Consider the following 20,589-nt stretch of genomic DNA (forward strand, 5'->3'; position numbering starts at 1 on the left):
GGCTAAACGTTTGTCGATGACCGGGCGGTGGTCTCAGCGCATCGCGTCCAGACGCCGGGCTACCGCATCCAGCAGCTGATCGGCGATGCGGGTGCCGCGCTGATTGTCGATTTCGCGCACGCAGGTGGGGCTGGTGACGTTGATTTCGGTGATGTAGTCGCCGATGACGTCGAGGCCGACAAACAGCAGCCCCAGCTTTTTAATCGCGGGCTTGACCTGATCGACCAGCCAGCGGTCGCGGTCGGTCAGCTCACGGCTTTCGCCGCGCCCGCCGGCGGCCAGGTTGCCCCGGGTTTCCCCCGCCAGAGGCAGGCGCGCCAGGCCGTAGGGCACCGGCTCGCCGTCGATCAATAGAATGCGCGTGTCGCCGTCCTTGATCGCAGACAGGTAACGCTGGGCCATGACCTGGCGCGTGCCGTCCAGGGTCAGCTGCTCGATCACCGAGCCCAGATTACGGCCGTCCGGCGCGATGTGGAAAATCCCGCTGCCGCCCATGCCGTCGAGCGGCTTGAAGATGACGTCGCCGTGCTCGGCGTGAAACGCCCGCAGGACGTTGTCCCGGGCGGAAACCAGCGTCGGCGCGCAGCACTGGGGAAACTGCTGGGCAAACAGCTTCTCGTTGCAGGTCAAAATCGCCTGGGTGGGATTGACGATCAGCACGCCTTCGCGCTCGGCAAAGCCCAGCAAATGCACCGCGTGGGTGAAGTCGGCGTCGACCGGGGGATCCTTGCGCATGAAAATGACGTCGAGCTCGGCCAGCGGCCGGGAATCGGCTTCGCCCAGATCAAACCAGTGGTCGGGGTCGCGATGCACCGTCAGCGGCCGCATCCGCGCGTAGGCCTGCCCGGCGTTGAGAAACAGGTCTTCCTGCTCCATGTAGTGCAGCTGATAACCACGGTCCTGGGCGGCCCACAGAATGGCCATGGTGGTATCTTTCTTGTAGGCAACGTCGATGATGGGATCCATCACCACACCCAGATGCAGGTTTGACTGGCTCATCGCAACAACCATTCGGGATAGAGCGCGCCGGGCCGGCGCGCCCGTGGGTAAATGACAGGCCTGCAGTATGCCTGACGCCGCGCGCGGCACCAAGCGGCGGCCGGATCAGTCCAGCGCGCCGGGCACCAGACGCACGGCATGGGGCTCAAGGGTGATCAGCTGGCGTTTGTACAGCCGCCCGATGGCCTGCTTGTAGGCGCTTTTGCTCACCCCCAGCCGCGCCTTGATGTCCGCCGCGGCGCTTTTATCGCCCAGCGGCAGATAGCCCCCGCTTTCGCGCAGCGCCTTGAGCACCCTGTCGCCGACCACGTCCAGCCGCGCGCTGCCCGGGGGCAGCAGGGAAATATCCACACGGCCGTCGTCCCGGCGCTGCTTGACGAAGCCGGGCAGCGTTTGACCCCGGCGCAGGGGCTGGCTGACGTCGTCGGCGTAGATCAGGCCCCAGTAGCGGTGGTTGACCACCACCTTCATCCCCAGGTCGGTGCGCTCGGCCACCACCAGGGTCACCGCCTCGCCGCTCTGAAGCGCCCAGGCGTCGTCGCTCAGAAAGCGCTCGAGGCGCATGGACGCCACCGGCCGCCCCTGATCATCCTCATACAGCATGACCAGCACGCGCTTGCCCGGGTCAGGGCGGAACAGCTGCTCGCTAAACGGCAGCAGCACGTCCTTGGGCTGCCCCCAGCGCAAAAACGCGCCGACGTGGGTGACCGCCGTCACCGGCAGATACGCCACCTCGCCAATGCGGGCGGCGGTATCCGTCGCGCTATAAGCGGGGCCAGGAGTCTCGTTGGGCATAGCAAAAACGTCCTTCTCAAAGGTCGCCGAAGCGGTACTGCAACAGCGTAAGCGCGGCCACGGGGGCGGTTTCGGTACGCAGAATGCGCGGTCCAAGCGTCAGCGGGGCAAACTTCGCCGCCTCTGCCGCCGCGACGTCCTCGGCCGAAAGCCCGCCCTCGGGGCCGATCAGCAGCGCCGCCGTCGCGGGGGCAACAGCGGCCTCAAGCGCGCTGTCCGTTGCCGGGTGCAGCATCAGCCGCAGCGGCTCGTCGCGCGCCTTAAGCCAGTCGCCCAGGCGCTGGGGCGGGTGTACCGGCGGCAGCGTCGCCCGCCCGCACTGCTCGCAGGCGCTGGCGGCCACGGCCTGCCAGTGGGCGAGCTTTTTGGCTTCGCGCTCGCCCTTCAGGCGCACGTCGCCCCGGGGGGTATAAAGCGGGGTAATCGCCGCGACGCCAAGCTCGACGGCTTTCTGGATCGCGTAGTCCATGCGGTCGCCCTTGGAGATCGCCTGGCCCAGATGCACGGCCAGCGGCGACTCGCCCGCCCCCGGCCACACGGCCTCCACGCGCACCCGGGCCTGCTTGCGCGTAACCTCGATCAGCCGCACGCCGGCTTCCACCCCCGCACCGTCGAACAGCACCAGCGGCGCATCCAGGCCCAGGCGCAGCACCCGGGTCAGATGGCGCGCCGGGCCCTCGGGCAGCGTGACGTCAGCCCCGGGCTCAAGCACCGCCGGCACGTAAAGGCGCGGCATCCGGCCGTTGGCGGCGTACCAGTCGGCAGCCTGCACGGCCTACTCGGCGCTTTGTGCCTGGGCCTCGCGCTGCTTGCGCTGGGCGTACATGGCGTCAAAGTTGACCGGGGCAAGCATCAGCGGAGGGAACCCGCCGCGATTGACGAGGTTGTCCACGCACTCACGAGCATAGGGGAAGAGAAGGTTGGGGCAAAAGGCGCCCAGGGTCTGGTCCAGCTGCTCGCCTTCAATGCCGGCAATGCGGAACAGCCCGGCCTGCTCGATCTCGGCCAGAAACGAGGTGGTGCCGGTTTCGCTGTCGTTGACCTGGGCGGTCACCTTGATGGTGACCTCGTACTGGTCGTCGGCAGTCTGCGCGCTGGTGGTATTCAGGTCCAGATTGACCTTGGGCTTGAACGGCTGCTTGAACACCTCGGGCGAGTTGGGCGCCTCGAAGGAAATGTCCTTGACGTAAATGCGCTGCAGCGAAAACGTAAGCTTCTGCTTGTTGTCGTCCGCCGCGCCGGCCTGTTGGGGGTTGGTGTCTTCCGCCATGTGAAACTCCTGAAAGGGTCGTTCTACGAAGGTCGTGCCGGCCACGCCGGCGCCGATGCGCTTATTTTTTCACTACCGGGAGGCCGTCGGCCTGCCACTGCCCTATGCCGCCGTTGAGCTTCAACGCTCGCTCGAAGCCGGCCTTGGCAAGCTTGGCCTGAGCCACGCCCGAGCTCTGGCCGTGCTTGCAAACGATGATCACCGGCTTGTTCTTGGCCTTGCCCAGTTCGTTCATACGGTCATCCAGCTTGCTCTGGGGAATATGCTGGGCCCCGGCAATATGGCCGGCCTTGAATTCCTTGTCTTCGCGAATATCCAGCACTACGGCATCTTCGCGATTGATCAGCTGCGTGGCCTCGCTGGAGGTCACGCCGTTGCCGGCGGCGCGGCGCGTTTCGTAAAAAACCCAGGCCAGCAACACCAGTAAAAAGGCCCCCACCAGCAGCAAGTGGTTTTGGGAAAACTCCAGTAGCCGTTCGATTATCTCCGACATCGCGCGCTCAATCTCTAGGTCAATAGTGGGTCAACAAACAGTAAAAAAATCACCGCCGGCAGCGACCTTGCTGCCGACAAGCGCCCCAGTATACACACCCCGAAGCAACACGAGCAGGCCCCGCCATGACGACAGCGACCCCCCTGCGTTATGATGCGAACAACTTGCATCCGCCGCGACGTTGAGCCACGCCTGCGCTCGGCCTAATGACGAGAGGTCTTCATGGACACTACCCCCACGCCGCGCCCGGTGGCGCTGATCATCCTCGACGGCTACGGCCACAACCCGGACAGCCGGCACAACGCCATTGCCGGCGCGCACACGCCGAACATGGACCGCCTCTGGGCCGATCGCCCCCGGGCCTTCGTTCACACCGACGGCCACCACGTCGGGCTTCCCGACGGCCAGATGGGCAACTCCGAGGTCGGCCACATGAACCTCGGCGCCGGGCGCATCGTGTTTCAGGATTTTACCCGGATCACCCAGGCCGTGGAAAACGGCGACCTTGACCTCAACACGGCGCTGACCACCCCCATCGACGACGCCGTCGAGCACGGCCGGGCCGTTCACCTCATGGGGCTACTCTCTCCCGGCGGCGTGCACAGCCACGAAGACCACATCATCGCGCTTGCCGAGCTTGCCGCCCGCCGCGGCGCTCAGCGCATTTATCTTCACGCTTTCCTCGACGGCCGCGACATGCCGCCGCAAAGCGCCATGGCCTCGCTCGAGCGGGCCAACGCCCGGCTTTCCGAGCTGGTCGGCCCCGACAACGGCTTTATCGCCTCTGTCATCGGGCGCTTTTACGCGCTTGACCGCGACAACCGCTGGGAGCGCGTGGCCCAGGCCTACGAGCTGCTCACCGAGGGCAAGGCCGACTTTACCGCCATCGGCGCCGAAACCGCCCTGCGCGAGGCCTACGCCCGGGGCGAAACCGACGAGTTCGTCGCCGCCACCAGCATGCGGGTCCACGGCGCTCCGGTAGTGATCGAGGACGGCGACGCGGCGATCTTTGCCAACTTTCGCGCCGACCGCGCCCGGGAGCTCGCGCGAGCCTTTGCCGACCCCGACTTTGACGGCTTTGCGCGCACCTCGCGCCCGGTGCTCGCCGGCGAAGGCCTGGTGATGATGACCGAATACGCCGACGACATCCCCGCCCCGATCGCCTTCCCCCCGGACCACCTGGCCGACACCCTGGGCGAAGTGGTCTCCCGGCGCGGCCTCAGGCAGCTGCGCATCGCCGAGACGGAAAAATACCCCCACGTAACGTTTTTCTTCTCCGGCGGCCGCGAAGAGGAGTTCGACGGCGAAACCCGCATTCTAAAGCCCTCGCCCCAGGACGTGCGCACCTACGACGAAAAGCCGGAAATGAGCGCCTTTGAGGTCACCGACAGCCTGATCGGCGCCATCGACGACGACAGCTATGACCTGATCATCTGCAACTACGCCAACGGCGACATGGTGGGCCACACCGGCGACTACCAGGCCGCCGTCCAGGCCATCGAAACCGTCGACCGCTGCGTGGGTCGCGTGGTCGAGGCCATCGAGCGTGCCGGCGGCGCCTGCCTGGTCACCGCCGACCACGGCAACGCCGAGCAGATGGTGCACCCGGTCACCGGCGCGCCCCAGACCGCCCACACTACCTTCCCCGTGCCGCTGGTGTACGTAGGCAAGCGCCAGGGCGAGCTGGAAGACGGCCGGCTATGCGACCTGGCGCCGACCCTGCTGACCCTGATGAATCAGGAGATTCCCCCGGCGATGACCGGTAAATCGCTGATTCGGCTAAGCTGAGTGCCCTTTCGGCCGACCCGGCGGCGCTACGCCATCGGCGCGCTGGCGCTGCTGTTAGCGCTCGCCCTGCCGGCTCACGGGCGCCCCGACGAAGCCGCCGCCCGGGAAAAGCTCGACGCCCTGGGCGAGGAAATCCAGACGGCATCAAAGCGCCTTGGCGCGACCGGCGAGGCGCGCAGCGACGCCGAAGACAAGCTGCGCGAAGTAGAAGAAGCGCTTGCCGATATCCACGAACGGCTGGATGACGTCCAGGCCAAACGGCGCCGCCTGACCGAGGAAAACCGGGCGCTGAAAAAACGGCGTCAACGCCTGGAAACCACCCGCCAGGCCCAGGTGGAGGCGCTTGGCGAGCAGCTGGCCGCGCTATACCGCCTGGGCGACGCGCCGCAGCTAAAGCTGCTGCTCAACCAGGGCGACCCGGCCAAGGTTGACCGCATGCAGGCCTACCTCAACCGCCTGAGCCAGGCGAGAAAAAAGCGCCTCGCCGACATCGCCCGGCTGGACGAGGCGCTGAGCGAAAACGCCGCCGAGCTTGACCAGCGCCAACGGCGCCTGGAGGCGGTCAACGCCGACCTGAAAGAAGAAAGCGCGACCCTTGCCAAGCGCACCGCCAAACGCCGCGAGCTTCTGGCCGACATCGGCCGGCGCGAAGAAAGCCAGAGCCACCATCTGGCCAAGCTCAAGGGCGACCGCGAAGAGGCCGAAGCGCGCCTGCGCGAGATCCGCGAGCAGATGGCCAGGTTATCGAGCCCCACGCCCAGCACCCAGATGACCGAGACCCGGGGCGATCTCCCCTGGCCCGTTCAGGGCACGCTGCGTACGGGCTTCAAGCGCCGGGACGGCGTGCACCACAACGGCATCATCATCGGCGCGGCAGCCGGCAAGGAGGTCAAGGCCGTCCACGCCGGCCGGGTGGTATTCGCCGACTGGATGCGCGGCTTTGGCAACCTGCTGATCATCGACCACGGCGATCACATCATGACGCTTTACGCCCACCTTCAGCGGTTTGACCGACAGCCCGGCGCCCGGGTGGAAAGCGGCCAGACCATCGGCCGAGTGGGCAATACCGGCGGCCAGCCCCGGGCCGCGCTATACTTTGAAGTCCGCCGCAGCGGCAAGCCCATCGACCCCGGGCGTTGGATTGCACGTCGCTGAGGGGATAAGCTTGCGCCACTGACGTTTTTCCGGCGGCGCCCCGCCGCCTTTCGCCCTGCGGAGCCACCATGACGCCATTTGCCTTCCCGCTACTGCTCACTTCCCGGCGCTTTCTGGCCGCCGTGCTGCCTGCCGCCATGCTGGCCCTGCCGCCGGCAGCCGCCGCCACGCCGGAGGCGGATCCCGGGAGCGATGCGCTGCCGCTGGAAGACATCCAGACCTTTGCCGAAGTGTTCGAGCACATCAAGCGCGCCTACGTCAAAGACATCGACGATCGCACCCTGTTGCGCAACGCCATGCGCGGCATGCTCAACGAGCTGGATCCGCACTCCACCTACCTCGACGAAGAGCAGTACAAAAGCCTGCGCGAAACCACCGAGGGCGAATTTGGCGGTATCGGCATCGAAGTCGGCATGGAGGACGACCGGCTCACGGTGATCACGCCCATCGACGACACCCCGGCCTCCCGGGCGGGGCTTGAGTCCCGGGACGTGATCATGCGCATCGACGGCACCTCTACCGACGGCCTTTCCCTGCACGAGGCGGTTAATCTGATGCGCGGCGAACCCGATACCGAGCTCGAGATTACCGTGCTGCGCGAGGGCGAAGACAGCCCGCGCCAGCTCACCCTGACTCGGGAAAATATCCGCACGGAAAGCGTCAAGCACGAGCTGCTGGCGTCGGGCTACGGCTACCTGCGCATCAGCCAATTCCAAACGCGCACCGCCGAACAGGCGCTCCAGGCCATCGACGACATGCAGGAGCAAAGCGACGGCCGTACCCTGGACGGCCTGGTGCTGGACCTGCGCAACAACCCCGGCGGCGTGCTGCAAAGCGCGGTCGACGTCGCCGACCTGTTTCTCAATCACGGCCGGGTGGTGTACACCGAGGGCCGCCTGGACAATAGCGAGATGTCGTTCTCCGCCAACCCGAGCACGCCCGCCGGCGACGTCTCGCTGGTGGTGCTGATCAACGGCGGCAGCGCCTCGGCCGCGGAAATCGTCGCCGGCGCCCTTCAGGACCAGCGCCGCGGCGTGATCATGGGCACCGAAAGCTTCGGCAAGGGCTCAGTGCAACAGGTCATGCCGCTTGGCGAGAACGAAGGCCTCAAGCTCACCACCGCGCTTTACTACACGCCCAACGGCCGCTCGATCCAGGCCCAGGGCATCGAGCCCGACGTCAAGGTGGTGCGCGGGCGGCTGGAAATCGCCGACAGCACCTTCGAGCTGCGCGAAGCCGATCTCGAAGGCCACCTGGACGCCCCGGGCGGCGCCGGCGGAGCCGACGCCGCCAGCTCGTCGCGCCTGCGCGACGACTACCAGCTGAGCGAGGCGCTCAACCTGCTCAAGGCGCTCAACGTCGTCGACCGCCGGGGGCGCTAACGGCAGCTCGCGGGCAGGCGGCCACGCTCGCCGGTCGCCTGGCGCATGATTGTCCGCTTCAGCGGCACCAGCCGATCAAGGCTGCTCATGCCGACGTTGCGCGCCAGCAGCACGCCGGGGTGGCGCGTGTCGAACAGGGTCTTGAAGCCCTTCATCAGCTTAAGCATCGCGGCGTTATCCGCCCGGCGGCGGCGCTCGAAGCGCTTGAGCAGCCGGGCGTCTCCCCAGGGCGCGCCGCGCTTGAAGGCGGCGACCACCTCTTCGGCGAGCACGGCGGCGTCCATCAGCCCCAGGTTGACCCCCTGCCCCGCCAGCGGGTGGATGCTGTGCGCGGCGTCGCCCACCAGGGCAAAGTTGGGCGCCGTATAGCGCCGGGCATGGCGCTGCACCAGCGGCAGCCGATACGCCCTGTCGCAAACCTCGACCTCGCCCAGGCGATGCTCAAGCGCTGCCCCCAGCGTCTCGCCCAGCGCTTCGGGCGTCATCGCTTCAAGCTCCCGGGCCCGCTCGGGCGCCACCGACCAGACAATCGAGCAGTAGCGCTCGTCGCCCGCCACCGTCAGCGGCAAAAACGCCAGCGGCTGGCCGTTGACGAACGCCTGCCGCGCCGTTGCCCCGTGGGGGCGCTCGCAGCGCACCGTGGTGACCACCGCGTGCTGGTGCATGTCGTCTTCGACGACGTCGATTTCCGCCATGTCGCGCAGCGCCGAGCGCGCGCCGTCGGCGGCAATCACCAGCGGGGCGCCAAGCGTGCGCCCGTCGTCAAGCTTTAGCCAGCGCCCGGTCGCGGAGGTCTGCAGCGCGGCGACGCGCTTGCCGTAAAACGTCGTGACGCCGAGGTGGTCGAGCACCCGGGCGTTCAACGCCGCCGTGGTCAGGTTGTTTTCGACAATGTAGCCAAGCGCGGCCACGCCGGCCTCGTCGGCGCTGAAGGCGATTTCCCCGCTACCGTCGGCGTCCCAGACGCGCATGTGGCGATAGGGCGTCACCCGTCTCTGGGCCATCGCCGGCCAGGCGCCCAAGTGCTCCAGCAGCCGCACGGAGACCGGCGACAGCGCACTGACCCGAGGCGCCGGCGCCTCGCCGAGCGTATCCAGAATCAGAGGCCGGGGCTGCGCCTCGACCAGCCCGACGCGCATGCCGGCGTCCGCCAGCAGCGCACACAGCGCCGTTCCCACCATGCCGTTGCCCACGATCAAAGCATCGAACGTCGTCGCCGGCGGCCCGTTTGCCGTAGTTGTTTCCGTTGTCGTCACTTGCGTTGCCTCGTCATCAGGGCGCCCGCCTCCGGGCGCGGAGGAAAATCAGCGCTCAAGCCCCATGGCCCGGCGGGCCATATCGCGCCGCAGCGGCCCGGCCAGGTTGAGGCCGATGAGCCCTGCCGCCCGGGCCTGGGGCAGCAGCGGAAACCGCGCGCCAAACAGGCGGATCAGCCCGTCGCTGAAGCGCACCACGTCGCGCCGGTCCCGGGCGCGCTTACGATCAAAGGCGCCAAGGGTCGCCATGTCGCCTATCGCGGCCCCCGCCGCCAGGCTGTCGGTCAGGGTTTCCACCAGGTCCACCACCCCCCGCAGCGCCAGGTTGAAGCCCTGGCCGGCCACCGGGTGCAGCGCGTGGGCGGCGTTGCCCAGCACCGCAAGCCCCGGGCGCACGGTTTCTTCCGCGGTCACCAGGGACAGCGGGTAGACATAGCGCTTGCCCACCCGGGTAAAACGCCCGGCGCGGTCGCCGAACGCCCGCTGCAGCGCGGCGAGAAAGTCGCCGTCAGGCAGCGTCATGCGCGCCTTTTCCTCACCGGCCGGGTGCGTCCACACCAGCTCCATGGCGTTGCCCGGCAGCGGCAGCAGCGCCATCGGCCCCTCGGCGGTAAAGCGCTCGTAGGCCACGCCGCGGTGGGGCTCGCTTATCGCCACGTTGGCAATCAAAGCCGTTTGATCATAGTCCGCCGCGCGGCTGGGAATACCCAGCTGCTCCTTCAGCCCCGAGCGCCCGCCGTCGGCCAGCACCGTCAGCCCGGCAGTCAGCGTGCTGCCGTCCGACAGCGCCAGCCGGTGGCCCGCGGACGTCGGCGCTATGTGCTCCACCGTCGCCGGGCAGTGCCAGTCAAGCTCGATCCCGGCAAGCTTGTGATGCAGCACCCGCCCCATCCAGGCGTTGGGGATGACATGGCCCAGCGCCTCGACGCTGACGTCTTCGGCATCGAGTCGCGTCACCCCCAGCCGCCCGCGCTCGCTGATGTGGATACGGCGGATCGGCTCGGCCTCGCGCCGCATGGCCCGCCACACTCCCAGACGATGAAAGCGCTCCGCCGAGCCTTCGGCAATAGCGCTGGCCCGGGCATCGAAGCTGGGCTGCCACTCGGTTGGCTGCGGCGCGGCCGGCAGCGGCGCGGCCTCGATGATCGCCACCCTGAGGCCGTAGCGCTCGATCAGCGGGGCCAGCGCACAACCCAGGCTGGCCCCCACCAGGCCGCCGCCCACGATGACCATATCGTGGGTGAGCGGCTGCGCGGGTGTCTCCATAGCAGACTCCTAAACGGCTGTTTTATCTCTATATTTCCTGCCAAAGCGCACGACGGGAAGAAGGAAATTAGCCGTAACGTAAATTACGTAATTAAAATAACGTCAAAACCAAAACGGTTACTTATTGGCCATTAGCGCCTCAATATCCGCCATCTGCTTGGGCACGCCGGCGGTGAGCACCTCGTGGCCCTCAGCGGTGACCGCGACGTCGTCCTCGATGCGGATGCCCATTCCCCGGTAGGCCTCGGGAATATCCGCGTCGTCGGGAATATAAAGACCGGGCTCCACGGTGAGCACCATGCCGGCTGCAAGCGGCAGCGGCGTGCCGTCGGCCTGGCGGTAGTCGCCCACGTCGTGGACGTCGAGCCCCAGCCAGTGCGAGGTCGAATGCAGGTAAAAGCGCCGGTAGCTATCGTCAGCAATGCGCTCATCGACGCTTCCGTCAAGCAGCCCCAGCTCGATCAGCCCCGCAGTCATGTCGCGCACCACGCCCCGGTGGATGTCGATCAGCGTAGCACCGGGGCGAATCGCCGCCACGGCGTTTTCCTGGGCGGTGAGCACGGCCTGGTAGAGCCTGCGCTGGGCGGCGCTGAAGGTGCCGCTAACGGGAAAGGTGCGGGTAATATCGCCGGCGTAGAGGTCAAACTCGGCGCCGGCGTCGATCAGCACCAGATCGCCGTCATTGAGCGAGGCGCTGTTTTCCACGTAGTGCAAAACGCAGGCGTTGGCGCCGCCGCCGACAATGGTGCTGTAGGCCGGAGCGCTTCCGCCCTGCCAGACGAATTCGTGCTCCAGCTCGGCCTGGAGCTGGTATTCAAAAAGCCCCGGCCGGCTGGCGCGCATGGCGCGGCAGTGGGCCCGGGCGGATATCTCGGCGGCATGACGCATCAGGTCAAGCTCCTGGGCCGTCTTGACCTGGCGCATGGCGTGAATCAGCGGGCTGACGTCGTGAAAGCCGCTCACCGGCGCGACGCCCCGGCGGCGGCCGGCGGCGGCCTCGGCGTAGGCCTGCTCGGCCAGCGCCATGGCCTCGGGGTCCTCAAAGGGCAGGTAAAGCTGCTCGCGGCCGGACAGCAGCGCGTCGAGCTGTTCGTCGCGCTCGGCGTTTTCGAACGCCTCGTCCACCCCGTGCTCGGCGACCATGCCGGCTGCGCCCAGCCGCCGCCCCGTCCAGGCCTCAAGCGTCGGGTCGCGGTCCTGGCAGAACACCACCGCCTCGCCGGCGTCGCGGCCGGGCAGCAACAGCAGCAGCGCGTCGGGCTCGACGATGCCGGTGAGATAGTAAAAGTCGCTGTTCTGGCGAAAGGCGAACTCGCTGTCCCGGGAGCGGGTGACAAGGCCCGCGCCGGGCACCAGCACGGCCGCATTAGCGGGCAGCTCAGCCATCAGCGCGGCGCAGCGCGCGGCGTAGACATCGGGGGAAATCGCCGCCGGGCGCGGCATGGACTCGGGTAGCATGAAGACTCCTGGTTGGTGAGGGGAAGGTGTTCGAGCGAAAGGCGCTAGTGCAGCGTCGCGTCGCTTTGCTCCACCTGGGGCTGGCCGGGATGCTGCTCGGTATACAGCATCATGGCGGCCATCCGCGCGTGTTCGGTGAGCGCGAAAAGGTCGTTTTCGTTTTCCGGGCTGTCGTCGATAGCGGTTTCCATCTGGGTAAGCGCCGGCAGGTCGTCGAGCGCCTCGCGCAGGGCGGCAGACCACTGCTTGCGCAGGGCGTCATCGACGGTTTCATCGAGCGCTTCGATAAAGCCAAGCGTCCATTCCTGCAGGCCCTGGGCCTGCTCGGCCAGGGAAAACAGCTCGTCGGGCAGCAGCGGCTCGTAGTTCATTTCGCTGGCGCCCAGGGCCTCGACGGTCTGTCGGCGCCAGCCCAACAGCCGCTCGGCGCTGGCCGCGTCCCGGGGCTGCTCGATCCCCAGGCTCGAGCACACCTCGTCCAGCCAGGCCTCGGCGCTAACGTCCTTGAGCGCCAGCAGCGCACACAGCCGGCCGTCGAGAAAAGCCGGCGACTGCATGCTGCCATGCAGCAGAAACACGTCGGCAATAGCGGAAAAATCCTGGCGTTCGTCGATCAGGGACATAAAAAAGCGATCCGTTGAAACAGAAGTTGAAACAGAAGTTGAAACAGAGTAAGAAAAGGCGACACGGCAAGCGCGATGGTCAGGGTTGCGCGTTGACCCCGGCGCGCAGGCTCTCTTATAGTTAAGCGGCTTGTAGCGTCCGGCACCGGCTCGCGCCGGCCCGGACCAAGCCTCGCTTTACTTGCCCATACGGGCATGTTAACGCATAGATCCCTCGATGGCCTGCGCTGGAGCAACGGATGAGTGACGCCAAGCGTCCAACCACAGAAATCACCCTGCTGGGGCGGTATTACACCATCGCCTGCGACCCGGGGACAGAAGACAAGCTGGAACGCGCCGCGCGCTATCTGGACCGCGCCATGCACGGCATCCAGTCGCAAAGCGCTGCCCTGAGCAACGACCGGGTCACGGTCATGGCCGCGCTCAACATTACCCACGAGCTGCTTGAAACCCTGGACGAGCAGCGCGACCGCGAGGCCGAGCTTACCCGCCTGGGCGAGCGCCTGGACGAGGCGCTGAAAAAAGACCGGGAATGATCCCCCGGCTCTCCATAGCAAAGCGACATTATGGCTGGATATGCCCACGGGATCCGGGGACAGGTCGTAAAGGGGGTTCTACGCCAGGGATGGCGTAGGTAGCGTCCAGGGATGGATTCACAGCGCCCCCTTGTAGGCCTGTCGCCGGATCCGATTAAAAGCCCCGATCAACGATGATCGCCTGCTCGCTTGAGCCCCGCTCTTTGGCCTGAGGGCGGGCCTCTGGTAAGATGGAGGCGTTCTCTGGGGTGTGCGCCAGTCGTTATAGTCCCTCGAGCCTATGCGTAATACCCAGGGAGGCCAAAAGCTAGCCGAGCCCGTGTGCATGTCCGTGCGACGGAAAGCCTGACGGCTCGGCTGCGGCCACCCACCTGAACCTCAAGGTTCAGGGCCAGAACGACAGCGGCACTCTGGAGAACCCTTTTTAACAAGCCTTTTTTGGCACGCTTTGTTTGAAAAGCCCTTTTCTTCCCGTTAACCACCTTCAGACCATGCCGACAGCGCCGCCTGCCCAGGCGAAAAACACCCTGCGCCGAGAGCTGAGACGCCGCCGCCGGGCCCTCACCGCCCGCGAACAGCGCGCTGCCGCTTCTGCCCTGTGTCGCCGGCTGAAAACCCTGCCCGAACTGCTCCGCGCCCGCCGCGTTAGCCTGTACCTGCCCGTGGGCGGCGAAATCGACCCATTACCCCTGCTCCCCTGGCTATACCGTCGCGGGGTCAACGTCTATCTGCCCGTGCTGCGCCCGTTCTCCGCCAACTCGCTGTGGTTCGTGGCCTACCGGCCGGGCACGCCCATGGTGAAAAACCGCTTCGGCATCCGCGAACCCGCCATCGCCTTTGGCGCCCGCCGCGCCAATCGCCTGCCGGCCTGGGCGCTGGATACCCTGATCGTCCCGCTGGTGGGCTTCGATACCGACGCCAACCGCATGGGCATGGGCGGCGGCTTTTACGACCGCACGCTCGCCTTCATGCGCCACCGGCGCCCGGCGCCGGCGCTGATCGGCGTCGCCCACGCCTGCCAGCAGGCCGAAGCGCTTCCCGTGGAGCCCTGGGACATCCCGCTGACCGCCATCGCCACCGACACCGCCGTGGTGCGACCGCGCAAACGCGTGAGACGGTAACTTGCCCTTCCACAATTTCACAGCGGCTCAGCACCCGATTCCCTCAGCTTATCGGGCCTCTCTTGACCTTCAACAGGCCCTTTTCGACCCCAAATGCCTCGTCAAAAACCCAAATTGAAATTTTTTCTGGAAATCGTTAATGTCCCGCTAGTTTACTTTTGGTGTATTCTTGTGGTGTAAGTAAACCGAAAGAGGGTGCACCATGCTCGGACAACGTATTCGACAGGCCCGCCTTGCCGCTGACCTGACGCTTGAAGCGTTGGGCAACGAGCTGGGTGTGACCAAGGCAGCCATACAAAAATATGAGCGAGGTTCATCGACTCCGGACTCCTCGAAACTGCTCGCCCTTGCCAAGACATGTGGTATTCGCACAGAGTATTTTTTCCGTCAGTCCACGGTAGAGCTATCGGGGATTGAGTTCCGCAAGAACGTTGATTTTGGCAAGCGGCGTTCAGAAGCTGCAAGGATTCGCATTGCGGAGATGGCTGAAAAGCGTGTCGAAATTCTCGACGCGTTTCCTGAATCGCCCATCCCCGACTTCGCAGTGCCTGATGGCATACCCGAGCGCATAGAAGCACTGGAAGACATCGAGGCAATGGCAGAGCGTGTGCGTCGTGCCTGGCATTTGGGGATGAACCCCATTGCTGACCTGACGGCTGAGCTGGAATCCTTCGGCTTGCTAGTCATGGCGATTGACGTCGAACATCCGGGATTTTCGGGTATGACGGCTACCGCACTGGCCGCCGACAAGTCATACCATGTCATTGCTGTGTCATCTCGCTGGCCCGGAGATCGCCAGCGGTTCACGCTGGCCCACGAACTAGCCCATATCGTTTTGGCTGGCCGTCTGGCTAACGGAGTAGATGAGGAAAAGGCCTGCGACCGCTTCGCGGGGGCTTTCCTGGCCCCTAAAGAAGCAGTAATCAAGGAGCTCGGGGCGCAGCGCAAACGCCTTGAGCCGCTTGAGCTATACCGTCTTAAGCATGAATACGGGCTTTCCATGATGGGCTGGCTGATACGGGCTTTTCAGTGTGGTGTGATTGGCGAAGATACACGGCTTCGGACAATGAAGGCTTTTTCCCGGCGCGGATGGCGAACCCGGGAACCCTGGGATGCGTTACCAGCGGAAACACCCCGTCAGTTTGAACAGCTGGTATATCGGGCGTTGGCCGAGGACCACATTACAGAGACAAAAGCAGCGGGGCTACTGGACATCTCACGCATGCGCTTTTACCAGGAGCGTTTTATGGAGCCGGTAGATGCTGCTGCTCATCAGTGACGCCAACGTCATCATTGATCTCGATGCGGGAAATATTCTCCCCACCCTTTTCAGGCTCCCTTACCGTTTCGCCATGCCCGACATCCTTTACTTCGACGAGATTGAGGAGGGGAGTCCGGGTTTGACTGACCTGGGTCTAAAGATACTCACGGTAGAATCGAAATACGTCGAATATGCTAGCGAGCTGGGGATAATGTATGGCGACGAACCCGGGTTCTACGACCGCTTGGCTCTGGCGTTGGCCAAGCAGGAGGCCTGCCCACTGGTCACGGGCGATCTAAGGCTACGAGCCGTAGCCAGCAAGGAGGGAGCCGAGATCAGAGGGACACTTTGGGTGCTAACCGAGATGATTGAGTGTGGTTTTTTGACCAAAGAAGAAACCCGCGGCGCAGTGGAGCGAATGAAAAACAAAAAGCGCCGGCTGCCCTGGGACGATGTAGAAAAGCATATCGATAAAGCGACGTACAGCGCCAAATAAAGCCACTGGCCTTAACCGTTTGCCATTCATGCTGAGTGTCCGCCCGGTTTCATTAACCATCGCCGCTTAGCCGAGCGGAGCTTCTCGGGAACAACTCGATGAGGTTAAAAACCCACCTAGCCCCCGGCTAACGCCTGGGCGTAGCCCGTGACGAGAACGCCCAGGGCAAATACGAGGGTGAGGGCCGTGATCATGTCCGGCTTTTTACGACGCATACCGCTTCTCCCAAAAGACACAAGCGCCCGAGAAACTCCCGCTCGGGCGGTACAGCGTCGGGAACTAAAAACGCCGCATCAGCGTTTTTAGTGACGCTTTTCATTATCAACTCGAGACTATAAGGCGCGACGCCGTCCCTTGACAACAGGGCAGGCGGCCTTCCCCCGCCCCGTTTCCGACAAAAGGAGCAAAGCCGCTCAGGCCATGAACAGCCGGTAAGCCGGATTATCGCTTTCCTCCCAGTAGCGATAGCCGATGGCATCCAGGTGCTCTTCCACGTGGTCGCTGTCGCCGTTGGGCACCTGGATGCCCACCAGCACCCGGCCGTAGGCGGCGCCGTGGTTTCGGTAGTGGAACAGCGAAATGTTCCAGTCGTGGGGCAGCTGGGTCAGGAAGTTCATCAGCGCACCCGGGCGTTCGGGAAACTCAAAGCGATACAGCGCCTCGGCCACGTTGGCGCTGGGGCGCCCGCCGCTCAGATGGCGGATATGCACCTTGGCCAGCTCGTTGTCGGTCAGGTCCTCTACCTGGTAGCCGGCCTCCCGCAGCTTGTCGATCACCGCCTGGCGGTCGCCGCCGCCGGGCTTGACCTGCACGCCGACAAAGATGTGCGCGTTGCTGTCGTCGGCGTAGCGGTAGCTGAACTCGGTCACCATGCGCTTGCCCAGGGTGCGGCAGAACTTCTTGAAGCTGCCGGGCTTTTCGGCAATGGTCACCGCCAGGATGGCCTCGCGCTGCTCGCCAAGAGAAGTGCGCTCGGCGATGTGCTGGAGGCGGTCAAAGTTGGTGTTGGCGCCGGAGTTGATGCACATCAGCGTCTCGCCCTCGGCGCCGGTCTGCTGGATATACTTTTTCAGCCCGGCAAGCGACAGCGCCCCGGAGGTTTCGGAGACTGCCCGGGTATCCTCGAAGATATCCTTCACCGCGGCGCACATTTCATCGGCGGTGACGGTAATCACCTCGTCCACCAGCCCCTGCATCAGCTTGAACGGCACTTCGCCGGTGCACGCCACGGCCACGCCCTCGGCAAATACGCCGACCTGGTCCAGCGTCACCCGCTCGCCGGCGGCGAGCGCCGCCTTGAGGCTGGCGCTGTCTTCGGACTCCACGCCGATCACCTTGATGTCCGGGCGCAGGTACTTGACGTAGGCCGCCACGCCGGCGATCAGCCCGCCGCCGCCCACGGGCACAAAGATCGCGTCCAGCGGCCCGCTGTGCTGGCGCAGCATTTCCACCGCCACGGTGCCCTGGCCGGCGATGACGTCGATGTCGTCGAAGGGGGGAATATAGGTGTAGCCGTGCTCCTCCACCAGCGTCTGGGCGTGCTCCGCTGCTTCGCTGAAGGCGTCGCCCCTGAGCACTACCCTGGCACCCCGGGCGCGCACCGCGGCGACCTTGATTTCCGGGGTGATGCGCGGCATCACAATGGTCGCCTTCACGCCCATTTGCTTCGCCGCCATGGCCAACCCCTGGGCATGGTTACCCGCCGAGGCGGCGATCACGCCCTTGGCCTTCTGCTCGTCGTCAAGCTGCGCCATCTTGTTGTAGGCGCCGCGAATCTTGAAGGAATACACCGGCTGCAGATCTTCCCGCTTAATCAGAATGGTGTTGTTGAAGCGGCGTGAAAGAAACGGGGCGGGGGAAATCGGGGTCTCGCAGGCGGCGTCGTAAACACGGGCCTGGAGGATCTTCTTCACGGTAGCTTCGAGCATTCTGGTATCTCACGGGAAAGGGCCGCACGCCGGCGGATGAAAAGAGGATGACTCGCTTGTCGTACAAAAAGCAGGCAACCCGCTATTGTTAGCAGATCGACACCCGGCGCGTCCAGACATTGGTATAAGCGTGGAGCCACGAGCGCCTTGCCAGGCATTGCGCTAATCCAGGACAATAACGGGTTCTCCTTTTCTCCTGAGGCGCCTGCATGCTTGCCGAACTCTTCGCGGTGATGGCCCCGGTACTCGCCGGGGCGGGTCTGGGCTTTTTCTGGGTGCGCCTGGGGCAGCCCTATCCGGTCGAGTTCGTCACCCGCCTGGTCTTCAATATCGGGACGCCGGCGCTGGTCATCGCCTCGCTTTCCAGCGCCGAGATCGAGGCCGGCAGCTTTGGCCGCACCATGCTCGCCACGGCGCTGGTGATCTGCACCATGGCGGCGATGACCTGGCCGCTGGCACGCCTGCTGCGCCAGGACTGGCGGGTGCTGCTGGCGCCGGCCATGTACCCCAACACCGGCAACATGGGCCTGCCGGTGGTGCTCTATGCCTTCGGCAGCGCCGGCTTCGCCTACGGCATCACGGTGATGGTCACCGTCTCGCTGTTCCAGTTCACCCTGGGCTCGGTGATGGCCAGCAACGGCGGCAACCCGCTGCGCACCCTGGTGCGCACGCCAACCGTCTACGCCATCCTGCTGTCGCTGGTCCTGCTGCTTACCGACACCGCCCTGCCCTTGTGGCTCGCCAATAGCGTCGAGCTGATCTCGGGGTTTACCGTGCCGCTGATGCTGATCACCCTGGGCGTGTCGCTGGCCAGCATTCAGGTCAAAAGCCTGCGATCCGGCATCGGCTTCAGCCTGCTGCGCATCCCGGTGGCTGCGGCGCTGGCCTGGAGCATCGGCGCCCTGCTCGGCTTACCGCCGCTGGCCCACAGCATTGTGGTGCTGCAAATGAGCATGCCGGTGGCGGTGTTCAACTACCTGTTCGCCCAGAAGGCACGCCGCGAGCCGGAGTATGTCGCCAGCCTGGTGTTCTGCTCGACCCTGCTCTCGCTTCTCTATCTGCCGCTGCTGCTGGCCTGGCTGATGTAGGCCCACCCAGCATCTGGAGGAGACACGATATGCCCACCATGCGACGCAGGCTGACTATGCTACGCAGGCTAACCATCACCCTGTTGCTGAGCGGCCTGACCCTCGGCGCTCAGGCCCAGGCAGCCGAGACCCTGATCGAGCGCCTGGAGAGCGATCATCACACCCTGCGTCTGGAACGCATCGCCTCGGGCCTCGAGCACCCCTGGTCGCTGGTCTTTCTGCCCGGCGGCGACCTGCTGGTCAGCGAGCGCCCGGGACACCTGGCACGCATCGACCAGACGGGGCAGATTACCCGCCTGGACGGCGTTCCCGAGGTGAGCACCCGCGGCCAGGATGGCGGCGACAACTATGGCTGGCCGGTGGTCAGCCGCGGCAACGACTACGCCACCAATCAGCCCATCGGTCGTGACAGCGCGCCGGGCATGCGTGATCCGCTGCATGACTTCGACGGGCGCTTCGCCCCCTCGGGGCTGGCCGAGGTCACCGGCGACACCTTCTCCGCCTGGCAGGGTCACTTTCTGGCCGGCGGCCTGGCCAGCGAGCGCCTGGTCCGCTTGGCCCTGGAAGGTGATGACGTGGTGGAACATGAAATGGTGCTGGAGGGCGAGATCGGACGCATCCGGGACGTCCGTCAGGGTCCCGCCGGCGCCATCTATCTGCTTAAGGACGCCGCCGATGGAGCACTCTACCGACTGACGCCGGCGCTTCAGCCATAAGCCCATATCGGCAGCGCGGCATCGCGGCGCTATACTGTGCGCTTCACATCCGATGATTTTTCGACCCAGAGGCTTTATGACCCAGGACGCACTCAAGGCCGCCGTGGCCGACGCCGCCATCAAGGAAATCGAACCCTGGCTGGACAAGAACACCGTGCTTGGCATCGGTACCGGCTCCACCGTCAACCTTTTCATCGACCGGCTCCGGCCGCTGCGCGACAGCTTTCAGGGCGCGGTGGCAAGCTCCGAGGCCAGCGCCGAACGCTTGAAAGCGCTGGGCATCGATGTGCTGGATCTCAACAGCGCCGGCACCCTGCCGTTCTACATCGACGGCGCCGACGAAGTGAACGCTCACCTGCAGATGATCAAGGGCGGCGGCGCGGCCCTTACCCGGGAAAAAATCGTCGCCGCCTGCGCCACGCGCTTTATCTGCATCGCCGACGCGTCCAAGTACGTCGCCCAGCTGGGAGACTTTCCGCTGCCCGTCGAGGTCATCCCCATGGCGCGCTCCCACGTCGGCCGGGAGCTGGTCAAACTGGGCGCCGAGCCGGTCTACCGCCAGGGCGTCACCACGGATAACGGCAACCAGATCATCGACTGCTACGACTTCATGATCGACGACCCAATCGAAATGGAAGCCCGGCTCAACGCCATCGCAGGCGTGGTCACCAACGGCCTCTTCGCCGCCCGGGGCGCCGACGTGCTGCTTCTGGGCAAGGGCACCGGCGTTGAGCGTACGGCGCGGAGTTAAAGGCTCAGGTGGAGCTTTCCAGCTTCCTCAGGTTGGCGATGCGGCTGGCATACAGGCCAACTTTCGGGTGCCCGGGATACTCTTCCTTCAACGCGTCCAGCGCGTCGCTTGCCACTTGCAAGGCGGCGCTGAACTCCGGCCCCGTCCCCGCCTTGGCCGCCACGGCGGCACGCTTGATACGGCCTTCCACCGCCTTGGGCGTCATGG

General features: G+C 65.4%; 21 protein-coding genes and 1 other RNA gene. 11 read left to right on the forward strand and 11 right to left on the reverse strand.

The window, feature by feature from the left end:
• Window positions 1-33: 33 nt before the first annotated feature.
• The 5 genes from gshB to ACZ46Y_RS13445 form a co-directional block, all read right to left on the reverse strand.
• Complete coding sequence (gshB, locus tag ACZ46Y_RS13425) at window positions 34-999, reverse strand: glutathione synthase (protein ID WP_311956465.1); 966 nt, start codon at window positions 997-999, stop codon at window positions 34-36.
• A 105-nt stretch (window positions 1,000-1,104) separates the two neighbouring features.
• Complete coding sequence (locus ACZ46Y_RS13430) at window positions 1,105-1,794, reverse strand: CvfB family protein (RefSeq protein WP_311956466.1); 690 nt, start codon at window positions 1,792-1,794, stop codon at window positions 1,105-1,107.
• A gap of 16 nt (window positions 1,795-1,810) precedes the next feature.
• Window positions 1,811-2,530, reverse strand: a complete 720-nt coding sequence (locus tag ACZ46Y_RS13435; RefSeq protein WP_311956503.1) for a 16S rRNA (uracil(1498)-N(3))-methyltransferase — start codon at window positions 2,528-2,530, stop codon at window positions 1,811-1,813.
• A gap of 39 nt (window positions 2,531-2,569) precedes the next feature.
• A complete protein-coding gene (gene secB / locus ACZ46Y_RS13440) occupies window positions 2,570-3,064 on the reverse strand; it encodes a protein-export chaperone SecB (protein ID WP_311956467.1) in 495 nt (164 codons plus the stop codon).
• Between the two features lie 61 nt (window positions 3,065-3,125).
• Window positions 3,126-3,548, reverse strand: a complete 423-nt coding sequence (locus ACZ46Y_RS13445; RefSeq protein WP_311956504.1) for a rhodanese-like domain-containing protein — start codon at window positions 3,546-3,548, stop codon at window positions 3,126-3,128.
• A gap of 231 nt (window positions 3,549-3,779) precedes the next feature.
• On the opposite strand from ACZ46Y_RS13445, the gene gpmI reads away from it, so the two are divergent.
• The 3 genes from gpmI to ACZ46Y_RS13460 all read left to right on the forward strand — a co-directional run bounded on the left by gpmI (window position 3,780) and on the right by ACZ46Y_RS13460 (window position 7,882).
• A complete protein-coding gene (gene gpmI / locus ACZ46Y_RS13450; protein WP_311956468.1) occupies window positions 3,780-5,345 on the forward strand; it encodes a 2,3-bisphosphoglycerate-independent phosphoglycerate mutase in 1,566 nt (521 codons plus the stop codon).
• Complete coding sequence (locus tag ACZ46Y_RS13455) at window positions 5,346-6,500, forward strand: murein hydrolase activator EnvC family protein (RefSeq protein ID WP_311956469.1); 1,155 nt, start codon at window positions 5,346-5,348, stop codon at window positions 6,498-6,500.
• Window positions 6,501-6,568: 68 nt separating this feature from the next.
• Window positions 6,569-7,882 carry a S41 family peptidase gene (locus tag ACZ46Y_RS13460; RefSeq protein WP_311956470.1) on the forward strand — a complete coding sequence of 438 codons (1,314 nt, stop codon included), beginning with the start codon at window positions 6,569-6,571 and terminating at the stop codon, window positions 7,880-7,882.
• On the opposite strand, the gene ACZ46Y_RS13465 is transcribed toward ACZ46Y_RS13460, so the two are convergent.
• The 4 genes from ACZ46Y_RS13465 to ACZ46Y_RS13480 form a co-directional block, all read right to left on the reverse strand.
• Window positions 7,879-9,063, reverse strand: coding sequence for a UbiH/UbiF/VisC/COQ6 family ubiquinone biosynthesis hydroxylase (locus ACZ46Y_RS13465; protein WP_464380094.1), 1,185 nt, complete (start codon window positions 9,061-9,063; stop codon window positions 7,879-7,881). The genes ACZ46Y_RS13460 and ACZ46Y_RS13465 overlap by 4 nt on opposite strands.
• Before the next feature lie 123 nt (window positions 9,064-9,186).
• Window positions 9,187-10,404, reverse strand: a complete 1,218-nt coding sequence (gene ubiH, locus ACZ46Y_RS13470) for a 2-octaprenyl-6-methoxyphenyl hydroxylase (RefSeq protein WP_311956472.1) — start codon at window positions 10,402-10,404, stop codon at window positions 9,187-9,189.
• Window positions 10,405-10,521: 117 nt separating this feature from the next.
• The gene (pepP, locus tag ACZ46Y_RS13475; protein WP_311956473.1) at window positions 10,522-11,862 is read right to left on the reverse strand and encodes a Xaa-Pro aminopeptidase; all 1,341 of its coding nucleotides are present in this window, start codon (window positions 11,860-11,862) and stop codon (window positions 10,522-10,524) included.
• 44 nt (window positions 11,863-11,906) lie between these two features.
• On the reverse strand, window positions 11,907-12,485 hold the full coding sequence (locus tag ACZ46Y_RS13480; protein ID WP_311956474.1) for a UPF0149 family protein: 579 nt from the start codon (window positions 12,483-12,485) through the stop codon (window positions 11,907-11,909).
• A 239-nt stretch (window positions 12,486-12,724) separates the two neighbouring features.
• Here ACZ46Y_RS13480 and ACZ46Y_RS13485 point away from each other — a divergent pair, with 239 nt between their 5' ends.
• The 5 genes from ACZ46Y_RS13485 (at window position 12,725) to ACZ46Y_RS13505 (ending at window position 15,899) form a co-directional block, all read left to right on the forward strand.
• On the forward strand, window positions 12,725-13,021 hold the full coding sequence (locus ACZ46Y_RS13485; protein ID WP_311956475.1) for a cell division protein ZapA: 297 nt from the start codon (window positions 12,725-12,727) through the stop codon (window positions 13,019-13,021).
• Between the two features lie 237 nt (window positions 13,022-13,258).
• Window positions 13,259-13,442: non-coding RNA, 6S RNA (ssrS, locus tag ACZ46Y_RS13490), on the forward strand.
• A gap of 70 nt (window positions 13,443-13,512) precedes the next feature.
• The gene (locus tag ACZ46Y_RS13495) at window positions 13,513-14,142 is read left to right on the forward strand and encodes a 5-formyltetrahydrofolate cyclo-ligase (protein ID WP_311956476.1); all 630 of its coding nucleotides are present in this window, start codon (window positions 13,513-13,515) and stop codon (window positions 14,140-14,142) included.
• A 202-nt stretch (window positions 14,143-14,344) separates the two neighbouring features.
• Window positions 14,345-15,421 carry a helix-turn-helix domain-containing protein gene (locus ACZ46Y_RS13500; RefSeq protein WP_311956477.1) on the forward strand — a complete coding sequence of 359 codons (1,077 nt, stop codon included), beginning with the start codon at window positions 14,345-14,347 and terminating at the stop codon, window positions 15,419-15,421.
• Complete coding sequence (locus tag ACZ46Y_RS13505; protein ID WP_311956478.1) at window positions 15,402-15,899, forward strand: PIN domain-containing protein; 498 nt, start codon at window positions 15,402-15,404, stop codon at window positions 15,897-15,899. Before ACZ46Y_RS13500 ends, ACZ46Y_RS13505 begins: the two co-directional genes overlap by 20 nt.
• A gap of 413 nt (window positions 15,900-16,312) precedes the next feature.
• Here the strand turns inward: ACZ46Y_RS13505 and ilvA are convergent, their stop codons facing one another.
• The gene (gene ilvA, locus ACZ46Y_RS13510) at window positions 16,313-17,827 is read right to left on the reverse strand and encodes a threonine ammonia-lyase, biosynthetic (RefSeq protein WP_311956479.1); all 1,515 of its coding nucleotides are present in this window, start codon (window positions 17,825-17,827) and stop codon (window positions 16,313-16,315) included.
• Between the two features lie 209 nt (window positions 17,828-18,036).
• On the opposite strand from ilvA, the gene ACZ46Y_RS13515 reads away from it, so the two are divergent.
• The 3 genes from ACZ46Y_RS13515 (at window position 18,037) to rpiA (ending at window position 20,382) form a co-directional block, all read left to right on the forward strand.
• On the forward strand, window positions 18,037-18,915 hold the full coding sequence (locus ACZ46Y_RS13515; RefSeq protein ID WP_311956480.1) for an AEC family transporter: 879 nt from the start codon (window positions 18,037-18,039) through the stop codon (window positions 18,913-18,915).
• A 29-nt stretch (window positions 18,916-18,944) separates the two neighbouring features.
• Window positions 18,945-19,631, forward strand: a complete 687-nt coding sequence (locus tag ACZ46Y_RS13520; protein WP_464380049.1) for a PQQ-dependent sugar dehydrogenase — start codon at window positions 18,945-18,947, stop codon at window positions 19,629-19,631.
• A 76-nt stretch (window positions 19,632-19,707) separates the two neighbouring features.
• A complete protein-coding gene (rpiA, locus tag ACZ46Y_RS13525; RefSeq protein WP_311956482.1) occupies window positions 19,708-20,382 on the forward strand; it encodes a ribose-5-phosphate isomerase RpiA in 675 nt (224 codons plus the stop codon).
• A gap of 4 nt (window positions 20,383-20,386) precedes the next feature.
• Here rpiA and ACZ46Y_RS13530 read toward each other — a convergent pair whose 3' ends face one another.
• Complete coding sequence (locus ACZ46Y_RS13530; RefSeq protein WP_311956483.1) at window positions 20,387-20,587, reverse strand: hypothetical protein; 201 nt, start codon at window positions 20,585-20,587, stop codon at window positions 20,387-20,389.
• Between the last annotated feature and the right edge of the window lie 2 nt (window positions 20,588-20,589).

It is taken from the genome of Halomonas garicola, assembly GCF_055382465.1.

Coding starts and splice junctions, on each gene's coding strand:
- gshB (WP_311956465.1), bottom strand. CDS start 999: ATGAGCCAGTCAAACCTGCATCTGGGTGTGGTGATGGATCCCATCATC.
- ACZ46Y_RS13430 (WP_311956466.1), bottom strand. CDS start 1,794: ATGCCCAACGAGACTCCTGGCCCCGCTTATAGCGCGACGGATACCGCC.
- ACZ46Y_RS13435 (WP_311956503.1), bottom strand. CDS start 2,530: ATGCCGCGCCTTTACGTGCCGGCGGTGCTTGAGCCCGGGGCTGACGTC.
- secB (WP_311956467.1), bottom strand. CDS start 3,064: ATGGCGGAAGACACCAACCCCCAACAGGCCGGCGCGGCGGACGACAAC.
- gpmI (WP_311956468.1), top strand. CDS start 3,780: ATGGACACTACCCCCACGCCGCGCCCGGTGGCGCTGATCATCCTCGAC.
- ACZ46Y_RS13460 (WP_311956470.1), top strand. CDS start 6,569: ATGACGCCATTTGCCTTCCCGCTACTGCTCACTTCCCGGCGCTTTCTG.
- ACZ46Y_RS13465 (WP_464380094.1), bottom strand. CDS start 9,063: ATGGTGGGAACGGCGCTGTGTGCGCTGCTGGCGGACGCCGGCATGCGC.
- ubiH (WP_311956472.1), bottom strand. CDS start 10,404: ATGGAGACACCCGCGCAGCCGCTCACCCACGATATGGTCATCGTGGGC.
- pepP (WP_311956473.1), bottom strand. CDS start 11,862: ATGCTACCCGAGTCCATGCCGCGCCCGGCGGCGATTTCCCCCGATGTC.
- ACZ46Y_RS13480 (WP_311956474.1), bottom strand. CDS start 12,485: ATGTCCCTGATCGACGAACGCCAGGATTTTTCCGCTATTGCCGACGTG.
- ACZ46Y_RS13485 (WP_311956475.1), top strand. CDS start 12,725: ATGAGTGACGCCAAGCGTCCAACCACAGAAATCACCCTGCTGGGGCGG.
- ACZ46Y_RS13495 (WP_311956476.1), top strand. CDS start 13,513: ATGCCGACAGCGCCGCCTGCCCAGGCGAAAAACACCCTGCGCCGAGAG.
- ACZ46Y_RS13500 (WP_311956477.1), top strand. CDS start 14,345: ATGCTCGGACAACGTATTCGACAGGCCCGCCTTGCCGCTGACCTGACG.
- ACZ46Y_RS13505 (WP_311956478.1), top strand. CDS start 15,402: ATGCTGCTGCTCATCAGTGACGCCAACGTCATCATTGATCTCGATGCG.
- ilvA (WP_311956479.1), bottom strand. CDS start 17,827: ATGCTCGAAGCTACCGTGAAGAAGATCCTCCAGGCCCGTGTTTACGAC.
- ACZ46Y_RS13515 (WP_311956480.1), top strand. CDS start 18,037: ATGCTTGCCGAACTCTTCGCGGTGATGGCCCCGGTACTCGCCGGGGCG.
- ACZ46Y_RS13520 (WP_464380049.1), top strand. CDS start 18,945: ATGCCCACCATGCGACGCAGGCTGACTATGCTACGCAGGCTAACCATC.
- rpiA (WP_311956482.1), top strand. CDS start 19,708: ATGACCCAGGACGCACTCAAGGCCGCCGTGGCCGACGCCGCCATCAAG.
- ACZ46Y_RS13530 (WP_311956483.1), bottom strand. CDS start 20,587: ATGACGCCCAAGGCGGTGGAAGGCCGTATCAAGCGTGCCGCCGTGGCG.